Here is a 16,019-nt window from a genome sequence, read left to right on the forward strand (position 1 = left end):
AGCTTCTATCTTGGTGCCATCGGTATAAATCTGTTTTAGATTCACAAGGCCTTCTGATGCCAGCATCAGCACCACTTGTTTGAAGATTTCCTTAAAGCTGTCTTTTAATTTATCGCTTCTGAAGCGGTTAATGGTATTATGATCTACAATAGTCATAGAAGTAAGCCACATAAAATTAATGTTCTCACGAAGAGCTAGTTCTATCTTACGTGAAGAATATACATTGGTCATGTAAGCATACAACATCACTTTGAGCAGCATTTTTGGATGATAGCCCGGAGTTCCTTCCTTACTNTAGTTCTATCTTACGTGAAGAATATACATTGGTCATGTAAGCATACAACATCACTTTGAGCAGCATTTTTGGATGATAGCCCGGAGTTCCTTCCTTACTRTAGGCTTTTAAAAGGGGGTGGATATTAATAGACTCCACAACCTGATCTACTATTCGAACAGGATGTTTCTCCGCAATCAGATCATCAAACGAATAAGGTAAAAGTATCGTTTGTTGTTGGTTATAATGTTTGAATCTCATATATAATCAGCTGTTAATCACTGATTAAATATACAAAATTGACCAGAAAAAAACAAGCCTAAAAAAAATAGCTGCCTCAGTTTTGAGACAGCTACTTTTTATTCTATTATAGTCTCAATAGTGACTTTTAATGCGCCATAGCCTCTGCTTCCGCTAATGTCCATGAAAGCTCTTTTTGAGAGGTCTAATTCACGTGTTTTTACAAATGGACCTCTGTCAGTTATTCTCACAATAACAAACTTTCCATTTGCTTCGTTTGTGACTTTGATTTTAGTTCCAAAAGGGAGTTTTTTGTGTGCAGCGGTATATTTACTGTTGTTAAATCTGCTTCCGTCAGCTGTTTTTTTACCATTAAATCGGTCTGCATAGTAGGAGGCATGTGCCGATTTTTTATAGGGTTTTAATTTTAAATTTTTATCAATAAAAACAGAATCTTTTACTGTAATTGTCTGATTTTTTGCTCCGGTTTTTACCGTGTCCTGGACAATTTTAGGCTCTGTTGGCCTGACTTGTTGACTCGTGACGTATGTAAAACAACTTAAACAAGTTATAGTAAATGCGCTGAGTAAAATGTTTTTTTTAATTCTCATGGGTTATTCTTTTTCAGACTTGGGGAGTTTGTACAAATAATATGCCGAGATAAAAAAAGCCCTATTTTTTAGGGCTTTAATTGGTTTTTTAGAACCATAGGTTCCACGGGATTCTACTTAATATAAGTAATAATCCTAATCCGTAAAAAATAGCAAATGTTTTAAACTTCGCTTCGCTATTAATTAATTTTTTATGTTTTGACCATCCGATAGTGATCAGAATAATGGCTATAAGATTAATTAAAGGGTGCTCTAATGAAGTCAATCTAAGTTCAGCATTCGACATTTCTCCTAAAGCTGCTTTTCCAAGCGGTGATACAAAATAAAGAATTAAACCAATCAATAATTGAGTATGCGTCCCGATTAAGGCAAACAAAGAAATCTTACGATCTTTAGCGGTAAACTCTTTTTTAGAAGTTAATCCAAGAATGGCATTTACAACGGCGATCAATAAAAGTAATAATGCCAGATAAGCCCATCCAGAATGGAATTTTTGTAGAAAATAATACATAAAACAGTTTTTTTGTTCAAAACAAATATAACAAAAAAGGCTATAAAAAAAACGGCATCAAACTTAAAAGTCAATGCCGTTTATGATATTTATTAAGATTCTAAATATTAGAACTCATAACGTAATGTAAAGTTCCAGGTTCTTCCGTAACCAAAGTAAACTTTGTTACCAGTAGCAATTCCTTTGTACAAAGCTCCTGCTTGTGCATAAGTTACTGCTGGAGTCGTTCCTACTGCCGGTGTTTTGATATCATCAGCAAAGATGTTTGTAAACGATTCATTTATGAAAGTTCTGTCGAAAAGGTTGTTTACATTAAATCTGAAATTTAAAGCGTTTGCTTTGTCTTTTCCAAATAAAAATTTATATGATAAACCTGCATCCGAAGTAGCAAAACCAGGTAATTCTAATGCTCCTTTATTAGTAGCACTTGCGAAGTTAACAGGTGAGATGTTACCATATAATTTTTCAGAATAGTTAAGGTTATAATCAACATTTAAACCACGTAATATTTCGTAAGCTGCTCCAATTGCCATTGTAGTTTGAGCATTGTTTCCAACTTTTACTCCATCTAAGTATAATGTTTGTGCAGTTCCACCAGGGAATGGGTTGTTAGAAGCGTCAAAACGGTTACTAGTTGCGTTACCATTATATTTATAATCTCCGATAGAGATCATACCATTAAGTTTTAATTTCTCAAGTAATCTAGCTGTTACTTCTAATTCTACTCCAGTATGAGTTTCATTTACTCCTTGGAAAGTGTAGTATCCTCCTGGGTTGTTAGCCTGATCGCTATCAGTTCCAGGTGTAAACCTGTCATCCCATTGTGTGTAATATGCGTTAAATGTTGCATTGAAGATTCCTGAACGGAAACCGTATCCAATTTCAGCAGCTTTAACTTTTTCATTCGTAATGTTATCATTAATAATAGAAGCATTATTAGGATAAACAGCATTAAAAAATGGTTGTTTTGAATAGTAACCAGTGTTAAAGTAAACATTATGTTGTTCATTAATGTTATAGTTTACACCAGCTTTAACGTCTCCACCAGTAATGTTTTTGAAATCAGTTTCCGCAAGTGGTGTCCCAGTAGCATATTTAAAGTGATCAATTCTTTTGTAACCTTGTTGAGAAACTGCTCCTTGTAAGAATGCTGTAAAGTTACCTTTTGAATATTCTAATTGAGTAAAAGCACCATAATAGTTTACTTCACTATCATTCCAGTAGTTGATTCTTTCTTGGTAATCAGTACTAACGAAAGGGTTTCCACTTGGTCTTGGAGCATAAGTAGTGCTGAAGTAAGCAGGGTTTGGAACACTGTTTACGTTTGTAGCATCTCTATAGTTTGTAGCACCAAATAGGTCAATTAAGTTTTGGAAGTGAATACCTTTGTACATTCTTCCTTCAACTCCAATATCCCATGTTAGGTTTTCAGTAAGTTTTTTATCTAAATTGATAACACCACCATACCAGTTGTGTGAGTTAACTGAAGCAATTTGTGTAACACCAGTATTAGTTACTGTAGCACTACCACTTGCTGAACTATTTTGATATTGTCCGTTAGTTTGTGTTCTTGTACCTAATGTAGTAGGTTGTCCAGAGTTCCAGTTTTGGATTAAATCAAAATTGATTAAACCATCAGCTGTTCTCAATGAATTATTTGTAGAATATGGATTGTTTCCTTTAATACCTCCATTTGAAGTAGTTCCTCCTCCACGACCCCAAGAAGCGTAAAGTACAGTAGACAATTTTGTAGTTTCATTGATGTCATAATCCCAGTTTAAAGACATAACTGGTTTATGGTAGTAATTTGTTTTTAAGTTGTATTCTTCACCATTTTTATAACCCCAATCAGAGTTGTATTTAATGTTTGGTGTTTTACCGTCACTTCCGTATTTCAAGAAATCACTTAAAAGAGGAGATGTAGATCTTTGATCGTGCCATTGAGGCGCTCCTGTAAATGTAAATTCTAGACTATGTTTGTCGTTGATTTTGTATCCAAGAGCTACGAAGTAGTTATATCCTTCAAATTTTGTTCCGTCAACATATCCGTTTCCTTCAGTTCTGCTAAATAAAACAGAAGCAGAAAGTCCGTTTTTCATTAATCCTGTACTGTAAGAAGCTTGTGCTTTTAAGTAGTTGTCGTTACCAAAGCTTGATGAAATAGATCCACCTTCTTTCATGTCTGAAGTTTTTGTAACGATATTGATTGTTCCTCCAACAGAAGAAATAGCCAATTTAGAAGCCCCTAAACCTCTTTGTACCTGCATTGCAGAAGTTACATCAGAGATACCGGCCCAGTTACTCCAGAAAACAGCACTGTTCTCCATATCATTGATTGGCACCCCGTTAATCATAACGGCAATGTTTTTTTGGTCAAATCCACGAATTGCAATCCTTGAATCTCCGTATCCACCTCCAGCTTTTGAAGCATAAACTGATGGAGTACTTTTTAAGATTTCCGGAAATTCCTGAGATCCTAATTTTTCCTGAATTTCAGCAGCTTTAATTGTAGAAACTGCAACAGGAGTTTTTCTGTCTTTTGCGATATCTACTACACTGCTTTTAACCACAATTTCACTTAATTCGTTAGAATTAGATACCAAAACTATCTTTCCTAAATTTGTAGTTGCACCGTTTGCTACTGCAAATTTGATAGTCTGATTTTCGTAACCTAAGTAAGAAATAACGATTTCCCCTGTACTTGTTGTTGCATTAAGAGTAAACTTACCGTCAAAATCTGTCGAAGTGGCTGTGGTAGAGCCTTTAATCACTACATTTGCTCCCGGTAACGAACCTGTACCGTCGGTAATTGTACCAGTAATTTTTCCCTGAGAAAATGCGGTTGAAACTATCATGAACAACAGTCCAGTAAGTAACCAATTTTTCATTGTCTTCATTTGTTATTTAGTTTATTGTTTTTGGCAAAATTATAACAAATAACTCAGATAGTGTTATCAAAATGTTAAGAAAAACAAGTTTTATATATTGTGTTGCGCATTAAAATGATTTTTTCTTTTTTCGTTAAACAAAATAATGATTTTTTGAATTTCGGTACTTGTTTTTTGTTAAAATCATATTAATATGAACAGTGCTGTAGGTGTTAACTTGCAATAGTCGCGGCTTTGGATATAAATAGCGATCTATTTATACGAAAAAACGCCTTAATTTTAGTTAAATCAAGGCGTTTCAGTTTATTGTGAAAAACGATTAAATCGTTCTTATTTGTTCTTCAAAAAGTGATTTAGTAAAAATGATGTTGAGCTATCGTGATTTTTTACCGTTTTTGAATTTATCTCGTCTAAAATAGAATTAGCCAATTGTTTTCCTAACTCAACTCCCCATTGATCAAAGCTGAAAATGTTCCAGATAACACCCTGAACAAAAATTTTATGTTCATATAAAGCAATTAACGAACCTAAAGATTTTGGTGTTAATTTTTGAATCAAAATGGTATTAGTTGGTTTGTTTCCTGTGAAAACTTTAAATGGCAATAAGTATGATGCTTTTTCTGTAGAAAGCCCTTGTTTGTCAAATTCAGCCTGAACTTGTGCCGGAGTTTTTCCGTTTAACAAAGCTTCTGTCTGAGCAAAAAAGTTTGACATTAATTTATCATGATGATCTTCGTTTCCATATAAAGGTTTTACGAATCCGATGAAATCTGTTGGAATTAATTTTGTTCCCTGATGAATTAATTGGAAGAATGCATGTTGCGAATTGGTTCCTGGCTCTCCCCAAATAATAGTTCCCGTTTGGTAGTTTACAGGTTTTCCGTCACGACCAACACTTTTACCGTTACTTTCCATAGTTGCCTGTTGCAGGTACGGAGCTAGTTTTTGTAAATATTGAGTGTAAGGAATCAAAGCTTCGCTTTCAGCTCCGAAAAAATTATTGTACCAAATGCTTAATAAAGCTAAGATTACCGGAATGTTTTCGTCCAATTCAGCCGATTTGAAATGATCGTCCATTTCGTTCGCACCTTTCAATAATTCATTATAATTATCAAAACCAACGGCCAAAGCAATACTCAAACCAACGGCACTCCATAAAGAAAATCTTCCTCCAACCCAATCCCACATTGGAAAAACGTTGTCCGGATTAATTCCGAATTCGGTTACTTTTTGAATGTTTGTTGAAACAGCCACAAAGTGTTTTGCAATATCTTCCTGCGAAGCTGATTTCAAAAACCATTCTTTGATGGTTTCAGAATTTGATAGGGTTTCCTGAGTCGTAAAAGTTTTAGAAACAATTAAAAATAAGGTTGTCTCCGGATTTAATTTTTTGATAACTTCATTAACATGATCCCCATCAACATTCGAAACGAAATGTAAATTCAAATGATTTTTGTAGAATTGTAAAGCTTCAACCGCCATAACCGGACCAAGATCTGAACCTCCAATTCCAATATTAACGACATCAGTAAAAGCTTTTCCGGTAAAACCTTTTCTTTCTCCCGAAATAACTTCGCTTGTAAAGCTTTTGATTTTATTTTTTACTTCATAAACTTCCGGAATTACATTTTCGCCATCAACTTTTATAACTGCTGATTCTGGCGCGCGCAATGCAGTATGTAAAACCGCTCTGTTTTCTGTTTGGTTGATGATTTCTCCGCCAAAATATTGAGAAATTGCATCTTTTAATCCAATTGAATTTGCCAGCTCTAATAAAAGAGAAATAGTTTCCTGACTGATATTATTTTTAGAATAATCTACTAAAAAGTCATTCCATTGTAAATTGAATTTTTCAACACGAGCATTATCTTGTTGAAACAATTCTTGTATCGTTGTTTCGTGAATTGCATTATAGTGGTTTTGCAGATTTTTCCACGCTTCAGTCCCGGTTGGGTTTGTTGTGTTTAAAGCCATTTTTGTATTTAATTGAGAAGTGGTTATAAGTGGTTTTTAAAAACACAAAAATACTGAAATAAGTCGTAATAGGGTAAAGCTTCACAATTATATAACAAATAGTTACGAAAACGTTTTATGAATCTGCATCACAATTTTTTCCAGACAACTTCTGCCGTAACAGATTTTCCGCCTTGCGTTGTGTTGGTTACAATATATTTAAGTTCATTATTTAGAAAAGTAAAAGATCTCTTTTGAATTGTTCCTTCCCAGTTTGGGAACGATGCGGTTTTTATTTTAAAGGTAATAATCTTGTTCGTTTCATCAATTTCATATTCACCAAAATGGGTATTACTTCCCTGAACAATCGATGCATTTTCTTCTGGTGTACATTTGTTTTTATCGCCCGAAATTATTTTTGGCCTTTCATTTTTATATATTTCAATGGCGTAATTCCCCTTTTCATCAAAAAATAAAATGCCCTTCGGGTTTACATCATAGGGAAGATTTTTTGTTCCATCTGAATTTATGTTTTCAACAGAAACCAAAGTCCAGGAACCTAAAATTTCTGTTTTCATAACTTGTTTTGTTTTCTGAGCAATAGCTGTATTTAGAACTAAAAGCAAGAATAATATAGTGGTTGACTTTTTCATCTTTAAAATTTTAATAGTTTACTTTAATAATTTCTCCATTTATTGGCTCATCCATACTTTTTGAATAAGCGCTAATTAAATCTTCAGTCGGAATGTCTGAAACTTTTGCAGGACTAACGGAATTTATTCTAATTCCTCTTTCTAATTCAAGTGAAGCTGAAAGCACAAAACTGTTAATTGCGCCATTAACAATTGCTTTACAACTATTGTTCTTTATTGGTTTATCGGCCATTTTTCCGGAAGTAAGTATAAATAATCCGTTATCGTTTAAGTGTTTTTGTCCAATTAAAACCAGATTGATTTGTCCCAGCAATTTATTTTTAATGCCAATATTTATTTTTTCTTCGTCAAGCGAAAGCAAATCTCCGGTGTAACAATCGCCAGCAACACATATACAGACATCAATATTTTTAATTTCGTTGAATAATTTTTCTATCGAATTTGAATCTGATAAATCAATTCTAAAATCGCCGCTGTTTCGTCCGGCTGAAATAATTTCATGGTTTTTTACCAAAGCTGGTCCCAGTATTTTACCAATTGTCCCGCTTGCTCCAATTAAAAGAATTTTCATTTTGTAGTTTTTTAGTTTTTATCCGAAACAAAATTAGGACATTAGCTTTCGCCGAAAATTGTACTAATTGGTACTAAAATTGTATTTTAGCAATATGACAGATAAGAATTTATATCTTCCTTTTGAAGTTGATTTTAAGGAATTGGAACAGTTTCCGAAGACAATTCGGAAAAACAATTTCTTTGAATTGATTTATGTTGTCGATGGAACCGGAATTCAGATTATAAACAATAATAAATTTCAATACCGAAAGGGAAATCTGTTTCTTGTAACACCGCAAGATGTTCATTCATTCGAAATTTTAACGGTAACGAAATTCTTTTTTCTTCGGTTTAATGAATATTATGTCAAAGCAAATTCTCAAAACCCACAAAGTGAAACGGTGCTGCGAATGGAATATATTCTTCAAAACGCAAGTCATCGGCCAGGATGTATTCTCAAAAACAAAATTGACAAACCTTTGATCGCTTCACTAATTGAAAGTATTATTAATGAGCAAAGTAATCAGCAGATTTACCATCAAAAGATTATCGAGCAAATTGTCAATGCAATTATAACTGTTGTTGCAAGAAATATAGCTTTAAAATTACCAAAGAATATTAAGGAAACTACGGGAGAAATGGTTCTTGAAATTTTGCATTATATTCAGGAAAATATTTACGATCCAAAGCAGTTAAAAGCAACTGTAATAAGTGAACAATTTAATATTTCACTTCATTATTTAGGAAAATATTTTAAGAAACAAACTGGCGAAACGCTTCAGGAATACATTTCAAATTACAAATTAAGACTGATTGAAGCCAGACTTTTAAACAGCGATATGCGCATTAATGAAATTGCAGATGAATTACATTTTTCAGATGAAAGTCATCTGAATAAAGTTTTCAGAAAACATAAAGGAATTAATCCATCAGAATTTAGAAGGAAGTTTTGTAAATAGCAATATTTAAAATTTTCTGGCTTCGGTTACAAACTGTTTTTGCTTTTATAAAATTATTCTAAAAGCTTTGTCTGTCGCCAATATGACAATTGTCAAAATACATACTATTAAAGAATTATAATAGTGATTGTATTCCTGATGTGCCATGTGCGTAGTAAATGCGCCTATAGCAAATGGGAATAGAAATAATATGCCGGCATTTTTATATTGTGGCTGAAAAATTCCGATCAGAATAAGTATAACACCAATTAATTCAAATACTCCTATTGCAATTGTCCACGTTTTATTAAATCCCAAAGACCGCATACTTTGCATCATAGATTCTTTTTGAAAAACTTTGAATAGAGATGCGTATGCAAATACGTATAAATAGTAAGCGTAACTTAACCAGTGAATTGCAATTTTAATTGTGTCCATATTTTAATTTTTTATAATAACAAATGTATTTATTAACTTGCAAAAATATAGATACATACATAATTGTATGGTACACACAAAAAAGTAAGTATGGGAAATAGAAAAGAAAATTCAACTAATACTATCAATGAGATTTATTGGAAGGAAAACTGCGGAATTGCATTTACGTTATCTGTAATTGGTGGAAGATGGAAAATAAATATACTGTCGTACCTTTTGAATGAACAAAAACTTAGATACAGCGAATTAAAAAACAGACTTGTCGGGATTTCTGAACGAATGCTTATTGCAAAGCTCAAAGAACTGGAAAAAGATAAATTGGTAAATCGAATCGTTCATCAACAAGTTCCTCCGAAAGTGGAATATGAGTTAACAGAACTAGGACATTCTTTGAAGGAAATTCTGTATATGATGGATGAATGGGGAGAAAATAATGTTTTTAAATGATGGTAATTTTGGATTACCAAATTTTCCACCAGGGCTTTTTATCAACCTCAATGGTTTTTTTCTCGGTATTGATTTCGATTCTTTTAGGCGATTCAATTTTGATTTTGGAATCATCAAAAAACAATTCACCATTATCATTCATCCCAAGAGGAGACTTTGTTCTTTCTTTCCAGTCTGCTGTTTGTAATTCTGGAACTAACGCCAAATGAATTTTATCCTTAAATTTTTTTTGTGCTTTTTCTGTAATTTCTTCTTCTAAGTTTGAAGAGGAGTTTTTAAAAAGCGAAATTGAATTATCTGGAATGTTTAAAAGAAAAACCTGCGTTTTATTTTCAATTTTCTGAATATCCAATACTTTAAAATAAGCAATAGTATCTAAAAGAAAATGACCAATTTTTGCAGAGTCAGGATTGAATTTTGATAAATCTTTTGGATGGGCACTTGCTATTAAATACCTTGTATTTCCGGAAAGCCCGCCGCCCATAGAGGACATATCGGTAAAACCTTTTTCCTGAATTATCTGTCCAATTTTGTAGTTTGAAATTAAATGATCCGGCAAATCAGTATCTCTGTAGAATAATTTTAAACCTGAAAAAGTTTCATTATAAATTGCTTTAATACGTGCATTTTTCATTCGACTTTCGATTTCAGAGATTTACAAATTTCCAATACTATCCAATTCTCTTTTCAAAGGTTCCATTTGTTTTAAGAAACGATTTTTATCATTTCCTGTCAACGATTCTCCGGTTGGCAAGTTCAATCGAAGGGCATCAACCTGAATTCCGTTTTTCCAGAATCGGTAACAAACATGTGGGCCAGAAGCTAATCCTGTGCTTCCAACTAATCCAATAGTTTGTCCTTGCGTAACGCGTTGACCGCGACGCACGAGAATTCTTGACATATGCAAATATTGAGTAGAGTAGGTGCCGTTATGTTTTACTTTTACGAAATTTCCATTTCCTGCAGTATAGCCTGTGGCTTCTACAACTCCGGATGCCGTTGTAGAAATTGGTGTTCCGGTTGGAGCAGCATAATCAGTTCCTTTATGTGCTTTCCAGGTGTGTTGCACCGGATGAAATCTATTCATTGTAAATCTCGAAGTGATTCGGCTGAATTTGATTGGTGTTTTTAAGAAGAAGTTTTTCAGTGTTTTACCCTGATCGTCATAATATTCTACTTTTCCTGAAAGTGTATCTTTTTCGAATGGAAAAGCATAAACGATTTTTCCTTTGTATTCAAAAAAGGCAGCTTCCAGATCTTCAACACCATCATACGTTTTATTATTGATAAAACGCTCGGTAAAAATTAAACCATAACGATCTCCTTTTTTAAGTTTGAAGAAGTCAATAGACCACGAAAATACTTTGGTAATTCTGCTGGCCAAAGCCGTTTCTACACTTGCGTTTCCTAAAGTTTCAGACAATGAACTTTTTAAAACGCCACCTATTATTTTGCGTTTGAAGGTAACGGGTTTTATTTTTTTATAAGCTTTTGCAGTACTATCTCTGAAATCAACGACATAATACGTTAGTGCATCTGGTTGATAAATAAAAACTTGTAGTTTGTTGGTTTTATTTTTAGAACGAAGAAGTGTATAAGGCTTATTATATCGAATAGTTCTAACATTAAAAGAATCTTTTACTTGCTCGACAATATTATAAACCTGTTTGTCTCCAATATTTTGATTTTGGATGATAGATCCAAAGGAATCTCCTTTTGATATGGTATCATTAACAACATTAAAGTCGGCGTAATTAAAACCAAATTCTACTTTTTTAGTTTTTGGTTTGGTGATTTTAGTTTCAACTTTTTCATCGGTTTTATTGCATGAAAATATTGATAATAAAACGATTATAATTACGAATGCTTTTTTCAAACTTTTTAATTTTTTTTGGGAAATTAAATGGTTTCTTCATTTCCCCAATTGGACAATTCATCTTCGGTCCACAATTTAGGAAAAAAGATGCGTCTTTGGTATTTTGGATGCATATATTTTTGCCAATCACTTCCGCCGGTGGCTTCGCCGTTACCTTTTCCGCTTTCCAAAATGTACTTTCTTGCAGTATTTAAATGCTGCATAACCCAAGTAATATTCACGGTTCTGTCGTAATGACGCATTGCCTGAATCAATTCATCATTCTGTTGATCTTTTTCTGGTAATTGTGTGAATTTTTTCCAGATGTTTTTAGTTTTAAACGAAGACATTTGTCTTAAAAACTGATCTTTATATTTTTTTTCGAATTCTTGCAGTAAATATGATTTTTCGCCTGTTTGATAATCTTTACCAGCTGCTTGCCAATATAAATGCTCGAAACTAGTTTCTAAATCGGTATTTTCATCAAAGTTTGCTTTGTATCTGTGATCTGTTAAATTGATAACTTCAGTCGAAGCAAATTCAATTAAGCGATATTGTGCACTTTGAAATCCACTTGCCGGAGTCAGCGTATTTCTGAATTTCATGTACTGATCGATATCCATTCCGTTTTCCATAATGCTGAACGAATTGGTCAACATATCAAAATAACGGGTGATTCTTGATAATCTTTCACTAAAAAAATCAACCTGAATATTTTCTGTGTCGGCGATTTGATCAATTTCCCACAAAATCATCTTAAAAATTAATTCATTTACCTGATGATACATAATGAAAACCATTTCATCAGGAAGTGTAGTGCGTTGTATTTGTAAATTTAAAAGCGCATCAGTTTGAATATAATCCCAATAGGTAATTGGTTTTGACCAAAGTAAGCCTTCAAGCTGCACATCTGTTTTTTGATTTATAGCTTGAAATTTAAGGTCAATTTCTTTTAAGATTGATTCTGAATGATCAGTAAGGTTCATTATTTTTTTGCTTTAAATGGATATTTCAATCCTTTATATTCGTCGAGATCTGCTTTGAGGGATCCAACGGCAAGATCCGCTTTTATTCGTACCGGAACTTTGTTGTCGTCGTCTGTTATCCAGAGTGTTACACTCTCTTTTTCTTTAAAAACTCTTCCTGTTTGTACGAGTGGTTTAAATACCATTGTAGAAACGGTTCCAAATTTAGTTGTAATATCCTGACGACCTATATATTTTAACTTAAATTTTGTGATTTCTTCATCAAAAAACATGTCAATTGTAATGGCATCGCCCGATTTAAGTTTGTCAATATTAGGATGATTTCGCAGATAATAAAAAGAAGAAATTATATCCTGCACATTATCAGTAATAACAATGGTTTTTTCAGATTTTCGTTTATAATCTTTTACTAAAACCCGATTTTCTGTCTGATTAAAAATTCCTTCCTGATTTTTAGTATAACCACCTTCGTCAATTTTTCTAATATAACGATATGGACTTCCGGTTTCCTTGTCAAAATAACTTTCGTATAAATCTTCTACTTTAAAGAAAAATTTGGACATGCCGGTTGTATAGCCTTTACCTATAGCATGATGTACCTTTTTGTTATTTATTGTAGCTTCTTTAATTTCGAGTGTAGCGTAACCTGCATTGACAATTCCGTAATGAATTCTGAATTTGAAGTATTCTCCCGTACTAAATGCATCTTCTTTTTGAGTGTCAAATGCCAGAGTGGTGAGAATTAATATGATGAGAACTAGCTTTTTCATAGTACAAACTTTACATTTATTATAAAGGTACTTAAATGCAAATTCTATTCCAAATGTACCTAAACAAAAAAACTCAGTCAAGGAATGACTGAGTTTTTATGCTATTAACTAACCAAAAAACTATAAATTATGAAATTTATATCAATTCAGAAGGAAACCACCCCTTCTTGATTTGCGAGTGCAAAGATATGCAGAAAGTTCAAAAAAGAAATAGCAAAAGGCAAGTTTAACATAACATTTGCATAAAAATCATCGTTTCACAGAGAATTTTTCTACATAATGTAAAAATATTGCGTTTTTACAAAGTTCCTCTCAATTCCTGTTCTCTCTCAATCGACTCAAAAAGGGCTTTAAAGTTCCCTGCGCCGAACCCTTTTGCTCCCATTCTTTGGATAATTTCGAAGAAAAGTGTTGGTCTGTCCTGAACTGGTTTTGTAAATATTTGTAATAAGTAACCATCTTCATCGGCATCGACCATAATGGCCAATTTCTCAATTTCATTTAAATCTTCTTTCATCATATCCATGTGAACCCCTAATCTTTCCGGGATCGCCTGGTAATAAGTATGCGGTGGAGCAGATAAAAATTCAACACCGCGTGCTTTTAAGTCAGAAACTGTTTTGATAATGTCATCTGTCGCGATGGCAATATGCTGAATTCCAGGTCCGCCATAAAAATCTAAATATTCTTCGATTTGAGATTTTTTCTTTCCTTCAGCTGGTTCGTTGATTGGGAATTTAATTCTTCCGTTTCCGTTAGACATTACTTTACTCATCAAAGCTGAATACTCCGTATTGATTTGCTTGTCGTCAAATGATAAGAAATTGACGAATCCCATAACTTCTTCGTAGAATTTTACCCAGGTATTCATTTCGTTCCAACCCACATTTCCTACCATATGGTCAATATATTTCAATCCGGTTGGTGCTGGATTATAATCTGATTTCCATTCTTTGTAGCCGGGCAGGAAAACGCCATTGTAGTTTTTTCTTTCCACAAAAATGTGAACCGTTTCTCCATAAGTATAAATTCCGGAACGAACTACTTCTCCAAATTCATCTGACTCCACTGTTGGTTCCATAAAAGAACGAGCGCCACGTTTCATAGTTTCTTCGTAAGCACTTCTTGCATCTTCAACCCAAAGCGCTGCAACTTTTACACCGTCGCCATGTTTTTGAAGATGTGCATGAATAGGAGAATCCTGTGTTAAAGGTGTTGTCAGGACAATTCTGATCTTATCCTGTTTTAAAACATAAGATGCTCTGTCTTTTACGCCTGTTTCCAACCCGGCGTAAGCCAATGACTGATATCCGAAAGCAGTTTTATAATAATGTGCAGATTGTTTTGCATTTCCTACGTAGAATTCTACATAGTCTGTTCCTAATAATGGAAGGAAATCTTGTGCTCCTTCGAATATTTTTTCTAATCCGTATTCTACTGATTTTACTTGTTTACTCATTGTGTTTATTTGTTTAATCGGTTAATCGTTTATTTGATTTTCCGAAATGTTTTTTAAGATTTATTTTTTTAACCGCAAAGTTCGCAAAGTAAAAATCGCAAAGTTCGCAAAGTTTGTAATGGCGATCTTTGCGTAAAATCCTTGCGAACTTTGCGGTTAGATCGAAAGTAGAATTACTCCGTCCAGGACTTGTAATATTTTCCATCATCAAGCCCCATTGCCTCCTCAGTAACCATTAATGGTCTGAAAGTATCAACCATAACGGCTAATTCCTGGGTTTCTTTATGACCAATACTGCGTTCCATTGCGCCAGGTGCGGGACCATGCGGAATTCCTTTTGGGTGCAAAGTAATATGACCCTGCTCTATATTATTACGGCTCATAAAATCGCCGTCAACATAATAAAGTACTTCGTCTGAATCTATATTACTGTGATTGTATGGCGCCGGAATTGCTTTCGGGTGATAATCATAAAGTCTCGGGCAGAAAGAACAAACGACAAAAGTGGCCGTTTCGAAGGTTTGATGTACCGGAGGCGGTTGGTGAACACGTCCTGTTATAGGTTCGAAATTATGAATTGAGAATCCGTATGGGAAATTGTAACCGTCCCAGCCCACAACGTCAAAAGGATGTGTGGCGTAAACCACTTCGTGAATCATACCTTCTTTTTTGATTTTAATTAAAAAATCACCTTTTTCGTCGTGTGTTTCCAACTCGTTTGGCAAAATAAAATCACGCTCGCAAAACGGGGAATGTTCTAAATGTTGCCCTGATTGGTTTTTATAACGTTTTGGAGTATAAAAAGGAGAATAAGATTCGACATAAAAAAGTCGGTTTTCTTCAGTTTCAAATTCGATTTGATAAATAATACCTCTGGGAATAATAAGATAATCACCATATTCAAATGGAATATTTCCTAGCATGGTTCTTAATTTTCCTTTTCCTTTATGAATGAAAAGCATTTCATCGGCATCGGCATTTTTATAGAAATAATTGCGGAGCGATTCTTTTGGAGCGGCCAATCCAATAATACAGTCCTTATTAACTAACATGGCTTTTCGACTGTCTAAAAAATCGTTCTCCGGTTTTAATTCAAAACCTTTAAAAAGTAATGATTTTATGTTTTTTCCGATTGCAATTTTTGGTTCAACCGAATAAGAGTTTAAAATTTCTTTAACCTGAGTTGGTCTGTGAACATGGTAAGACAATGACGAATGTCCGTGAAAACCTTCGGTACCAAACAATTGTTCGTAGTAAAAACCTCCAGTTGGTTTTTCGAATTGAGTGTGTCTTTTTTGAGGAAAATCTCCAAGTTTATGATATAATGGCATGGCTTTTCAATTAGATAATTTGTAAATTAGATAATTCGAAAAATTTGAATTGTGTGAACAGATAATTAGCTCAATTTTGCAATTGACCAATTATCTCAATTCGGTAGTTTTAT

Annotated in this window: 16 protein-coding genes and 1 pseudogene; 2 read left to right on the top strand and 15 right to left on the bottom strand. The window is 33.6% G+C overall.

Going from position 1 to position 16,019, the window contains the following annotated elements:
- The 8 genes and pseudogenes from ASC72_RS24090 to ASC72_RS10415 form a co-directional block, all read right to left on the bottom strand.
- On the bottom strand, positions 1-294 hold a 294-nt coding region (locus tag ASC72_RS24090), incomplete at both ends, for a transposase (RefSeq protein WP_206743210.1).
- Between the two features lies 1 nt (position 295).
- Positions 296-535 (bottom strand): annotated as a pseudogene (locus ASC72_RS24795) (transposase); the annotation flags it as partial.
- A 98-nt stretch (positions 536-633) separates the two neighbouring features.
- Positions 634-1,125, bottom strand: coding sequence for a septal ring lytic transglycosylase RlpA family protein (locus ASC72_RS10390; protein ID WP_056190524.1), 492 nt, complete (start codon positions 1,123-1,125; stop codon positions 634-636).
- A gap of 88 nt (positions 1,126-1,213) precedes the next feature.
- On the bottom strand, positions 1,214-1,636 hold the full coding sequence (locus tag ASC72_RS10395; RefSeq protein ID WP_056190526.1) for a hypothetical protein: 423 nt from the start codon (positions 1,634-1,636) through the stop codon (positions 1,214-1,216).
- 107 nt (positions 1,637-1,743) lie between these two features.
- Entirely contained in the window at positions 1,744-4,524 is a 2,781-nt protein-coding gene (locus tag ASC72_RS10400; RefSeq protein ID WP_371258451.1) for a TonB-dependent receptor, read from the bottom strand.
- A gap of 330 nt (positions 4,525-4,854) precedes the next feature.
- Positions 4,855-6,498 carry a glucose-6-phosphate isomerase gene (gene pgi / locus ASC72_RS10405; protein WP_056190531.1) on the bottom strand — a complete coding sequence of 548 codons (1,644 nt, stop codon included), beginning with the start codon at positions 6,496-6,498 and terminating at the stop codon, positions 4,855-4,857.
- 128 nt (positions 6,499-6,626) lie between these two features.
- Positions 6,627-7,130 (bottom strand): lipocalin-like domain-containing protein, encoded by a 504-nt coding sequence (locus tag ASC72_RS10410; RefSeq protein ID WP_056190533.1) that lies wholly within the window; start codon positions 7,128-7,130, stop codon positions 6,627-6,629.
- Positions 7,131-7,140: 10 nt separating this feature from the next.
- The gene (locus tag ASC72_RS10415) at positions 7,141-7,701 is read right to left on the bottom strand and encodes a short chain dehydrogenase (RefSeq protein WP_056190535.1); all 561 of its coding nucleotides are present in this window, start codon (positions 7,699-7,701) and stop codon (positions 7,141-7,143) included.
- 94 nt (positions 7,702-7,795) lie between these two features.
- Between ASC72_RS10415 and ASC72_RS10420 the strand changes: the two genes are divergently transcribed.
- A complete protein-coding gene (locus tag ASC72_RS10420) occupies positions 7,796-8,641 on the top strand; it encodes an AraC family transcriptional regulator (protein ID WP_056190537.1) in 846 nt (281 codons plus the stop codon).
- A 45-nt stretch (positions 8,642-8,686) separates the two neighbouring features.
- On the opposite strand, the gene ASC72_RS10425 is transcribed toward ASC72_RS10420, so the two are convergent.
- Positions 8,687-9,058 carry a DoxX family protein gene (locus ASC72_RS10425; protein WP_056190539.1) on the bottom strand — a complete coding sequence of 124 codons (372 nt, stop codon included), beginning with the start codon at positions 9,056-9,058 and terminating at the stop codon, positions 8,687-8,689.
- Between the two features lie 90 nt (positions 9,059-9,148).
- On the opposite strand from ASC72_RS10425, the gene ASC72_RS10430 reads away from it, so the two are divergent.
- Positions 9,149-9,505: a helix-turn-helix domain-containing protein gene (locus ASC72_RS10430; protein WP_056190541.1), complete on the top strand. Its 357-nt coding sequence runs from the start codon at positions 9,149-9,151 to the stop codon at positions 9,503-9,505.
- A 13-nt stretch (positions 9,506-9,518) separates the two neighbouring features.
- Here ASC72_RS10430 and ASC72_RS10435 read toward each other — a convergent pair whose 3' ends face one another.
- The 6 genes from ASC72_RS10435 to ASC72_RS10460 all read right to left on the bottom strand — a co-directional run bounded on the left by ASC72_RS10435 (position 9,519) and on the right by ASC72_RS10460 (position 15,906).
- Complete coding sequence (locus tag ASC72_RS10435; protein WP_056190543.1) at positions 9,519-10,139, bottom strand: hypothetical protein; 621 nt, start codon at positions 10,137-10,139, stop codon at positions 9,519-9,521.
- A 21-nt stretch (positions 10,140-10,160) separates the two neighbouring features.
- A complete protein-coding gene (locus tag ASC72_RS10440; protein ID WP_056190545.1) occupies positions 10,161-11,381 on the bottom strand; it encodes a peptidoglycan DD-metalloendopeptidase family protein in 1,221 nt (406 codons plus the stop codon).
- Positions 11,382-11,404: 23 nt separating this feature from the next.
- Positions 11,405-12,346 carry a tryptophan 2,3-dioxygenase family protein gene (locus ASC72_RS10445; RefSeq protein WP_056190547.1) on the bottom strand — a complete coding sequence of 314 codons (942 nt, stop codon included), beginning with the start codon at positions 12,344-12,346 and terminating at the stop codon, positions 11,405-11,407.
- Positions 12,346-13,116 carry a DUF3108 domain-containing protein gene (locus ASC72_RS10450; RefSeq protein WP_056190550.1) on the bottom strand — a complete coding sequence of 257 codons (771 nt, stop codon included), beginning with the start codon at positions 13,114-13,116 and terminating at the stop codon, positions 12,346-12,348. The genes ASC72_RS10445 and ASC72_RS10450 overlap by 1 nt, the downstream gene beginning before the upstream one ends.
- A gap of 298 nt (positions 13,117-13,414) precedes the next feature.
- The gene (gene hppD, locus ASC72_RS10455; protein WP_056190552.1) at positions 13,415-14,575 is read right to left on the bottom strand and encodes a 4-hydroxyphenylpyruvate dioxygenase; all 1,161 of its coding nucleotides are present in this window, start codon (positions 14,573-14,575) and stop codon (positions 13,415-13,417) included.
- 173 nt (positions 14,576-14,748) lie between these two features.
- Positions 14,749-15,906 (bottom strand): homogentisate 1,2-dioxygenase, encoded by a 1,158-nt coding sequence (locus tag ASC72_RS10460; RefSeq protein ID WP_056190554.1) that lies wholly within the window; start codon positions 15,904-15,906, stop codon positions 14,749-14,751.
- Positions 15,907-16,019 lie beyond the last annotated feature (113 nt).

It is taken from the genome of Flavobacterium sp. Root420 (genome assembly GCF_001427905.1).
Taxonomy (GTDB): Bacteria; Bacteroidota; Bacteroidia; order Flavobacteriales; family Flavobacteriaceae; genus Flavobacterium.

Bases quoted from the DNA above. Each gene is read 5' to 3' on its own strand.
- ASC72_RS10390 (WP_056190524.1), bottom strand. From the start codon at position 1,125: ATGAGAATTAAAAAAAACATTTTACTCAGCGCATTTACTATAACTTGT.
- ASC72_RS10395 (WP_056190526.1), bottom strand. From the start codon at position 1,636: ATGTATTATTTTCTACAAAAATTCCATTCTGGATGGGCTTATCTGGCA.
- ASC72_RS10400 (WP_371258451.1), bottom strand. From the start codon at position 4,524: ATGAAAAATTGGTTACTTACTGGACTGTTGTTCATGATAGTTTCAACC.
- pgi (WP_056190531.1), bottom strand. From the start codon at position 6,498: ATGGCTTTAAACACAACAAACCCAACCGGGACTGAAGCGTGGAAAAAT.
- ASC72_RS10410 (WP_056190533.1), bottom strand. From the start codon at position 7,130: ATGAAAAAGTCAACCACTATATTATTCTTGCTTTTAGTTCTAAATACA.
- ASC72_RS10415 (WP_056190535.1), bottom strand. From the start codon at position 7,701: ATGAAAATTCTTTTAATTGGAGCAAGCGGGACAATTGGTAAAATACTG.
- ASC72_RS10420 (WP_056190537.1), top strand. From the start codon at position 7,796: ATGACAGATAAGAATTTATATCTTCCTTTTGAAGTTGATTTTAAGGAA.
- ASC72_RS10425 (WP_056190539.1), bottom strand. From the start codon at position 9,058: ATGGACACAATTAAAATTGCAATTCACTGGTTAAGTTACGCTTACTAT.
- ASC72_RS10430 (WP_056190541.1), top strand. From the start codon at position 9,149: ATGGGAAATAGAAAAGAAAATTCAACTAATACTATCAATGAGATTTAT.
- ASC72_RS10435 (WP_056190543.1), bottom strand. From the start codon at position 10,139: ATGAAAAATGCACGTATTAAAGCAATTTATAATGAAACTTTTTCAGGT.
- ASC72_RS10445 (WP_056190547.1), bottom strand. From the start codon at position 12,346: ATGAACCTTACTGATCATTCAGAATCAATCTTAAAAGAAATTGACCTT.
- ASC72_RS10450 (WP_056190550.1), bottom strand. From the start codon at position 13,116: ATGAAAAAGCTAGTTCTCATCATATTAATTCTCACCACTCTGGCATTT.
- hppD (WP_056190552.1), bottom strand. From the start codon at position 14,575: ATGAGTAAACAAGTAAAATCAGTAGAATACGGATTAGAAAAAATATTC.
- ASC72_RS10460 (WP_056190554.1), bottom strand. From the start codon at position 15,906: ATGCCATTATATCATAAACTTGGAGATTTTCCTCAAAAAAGACACACT.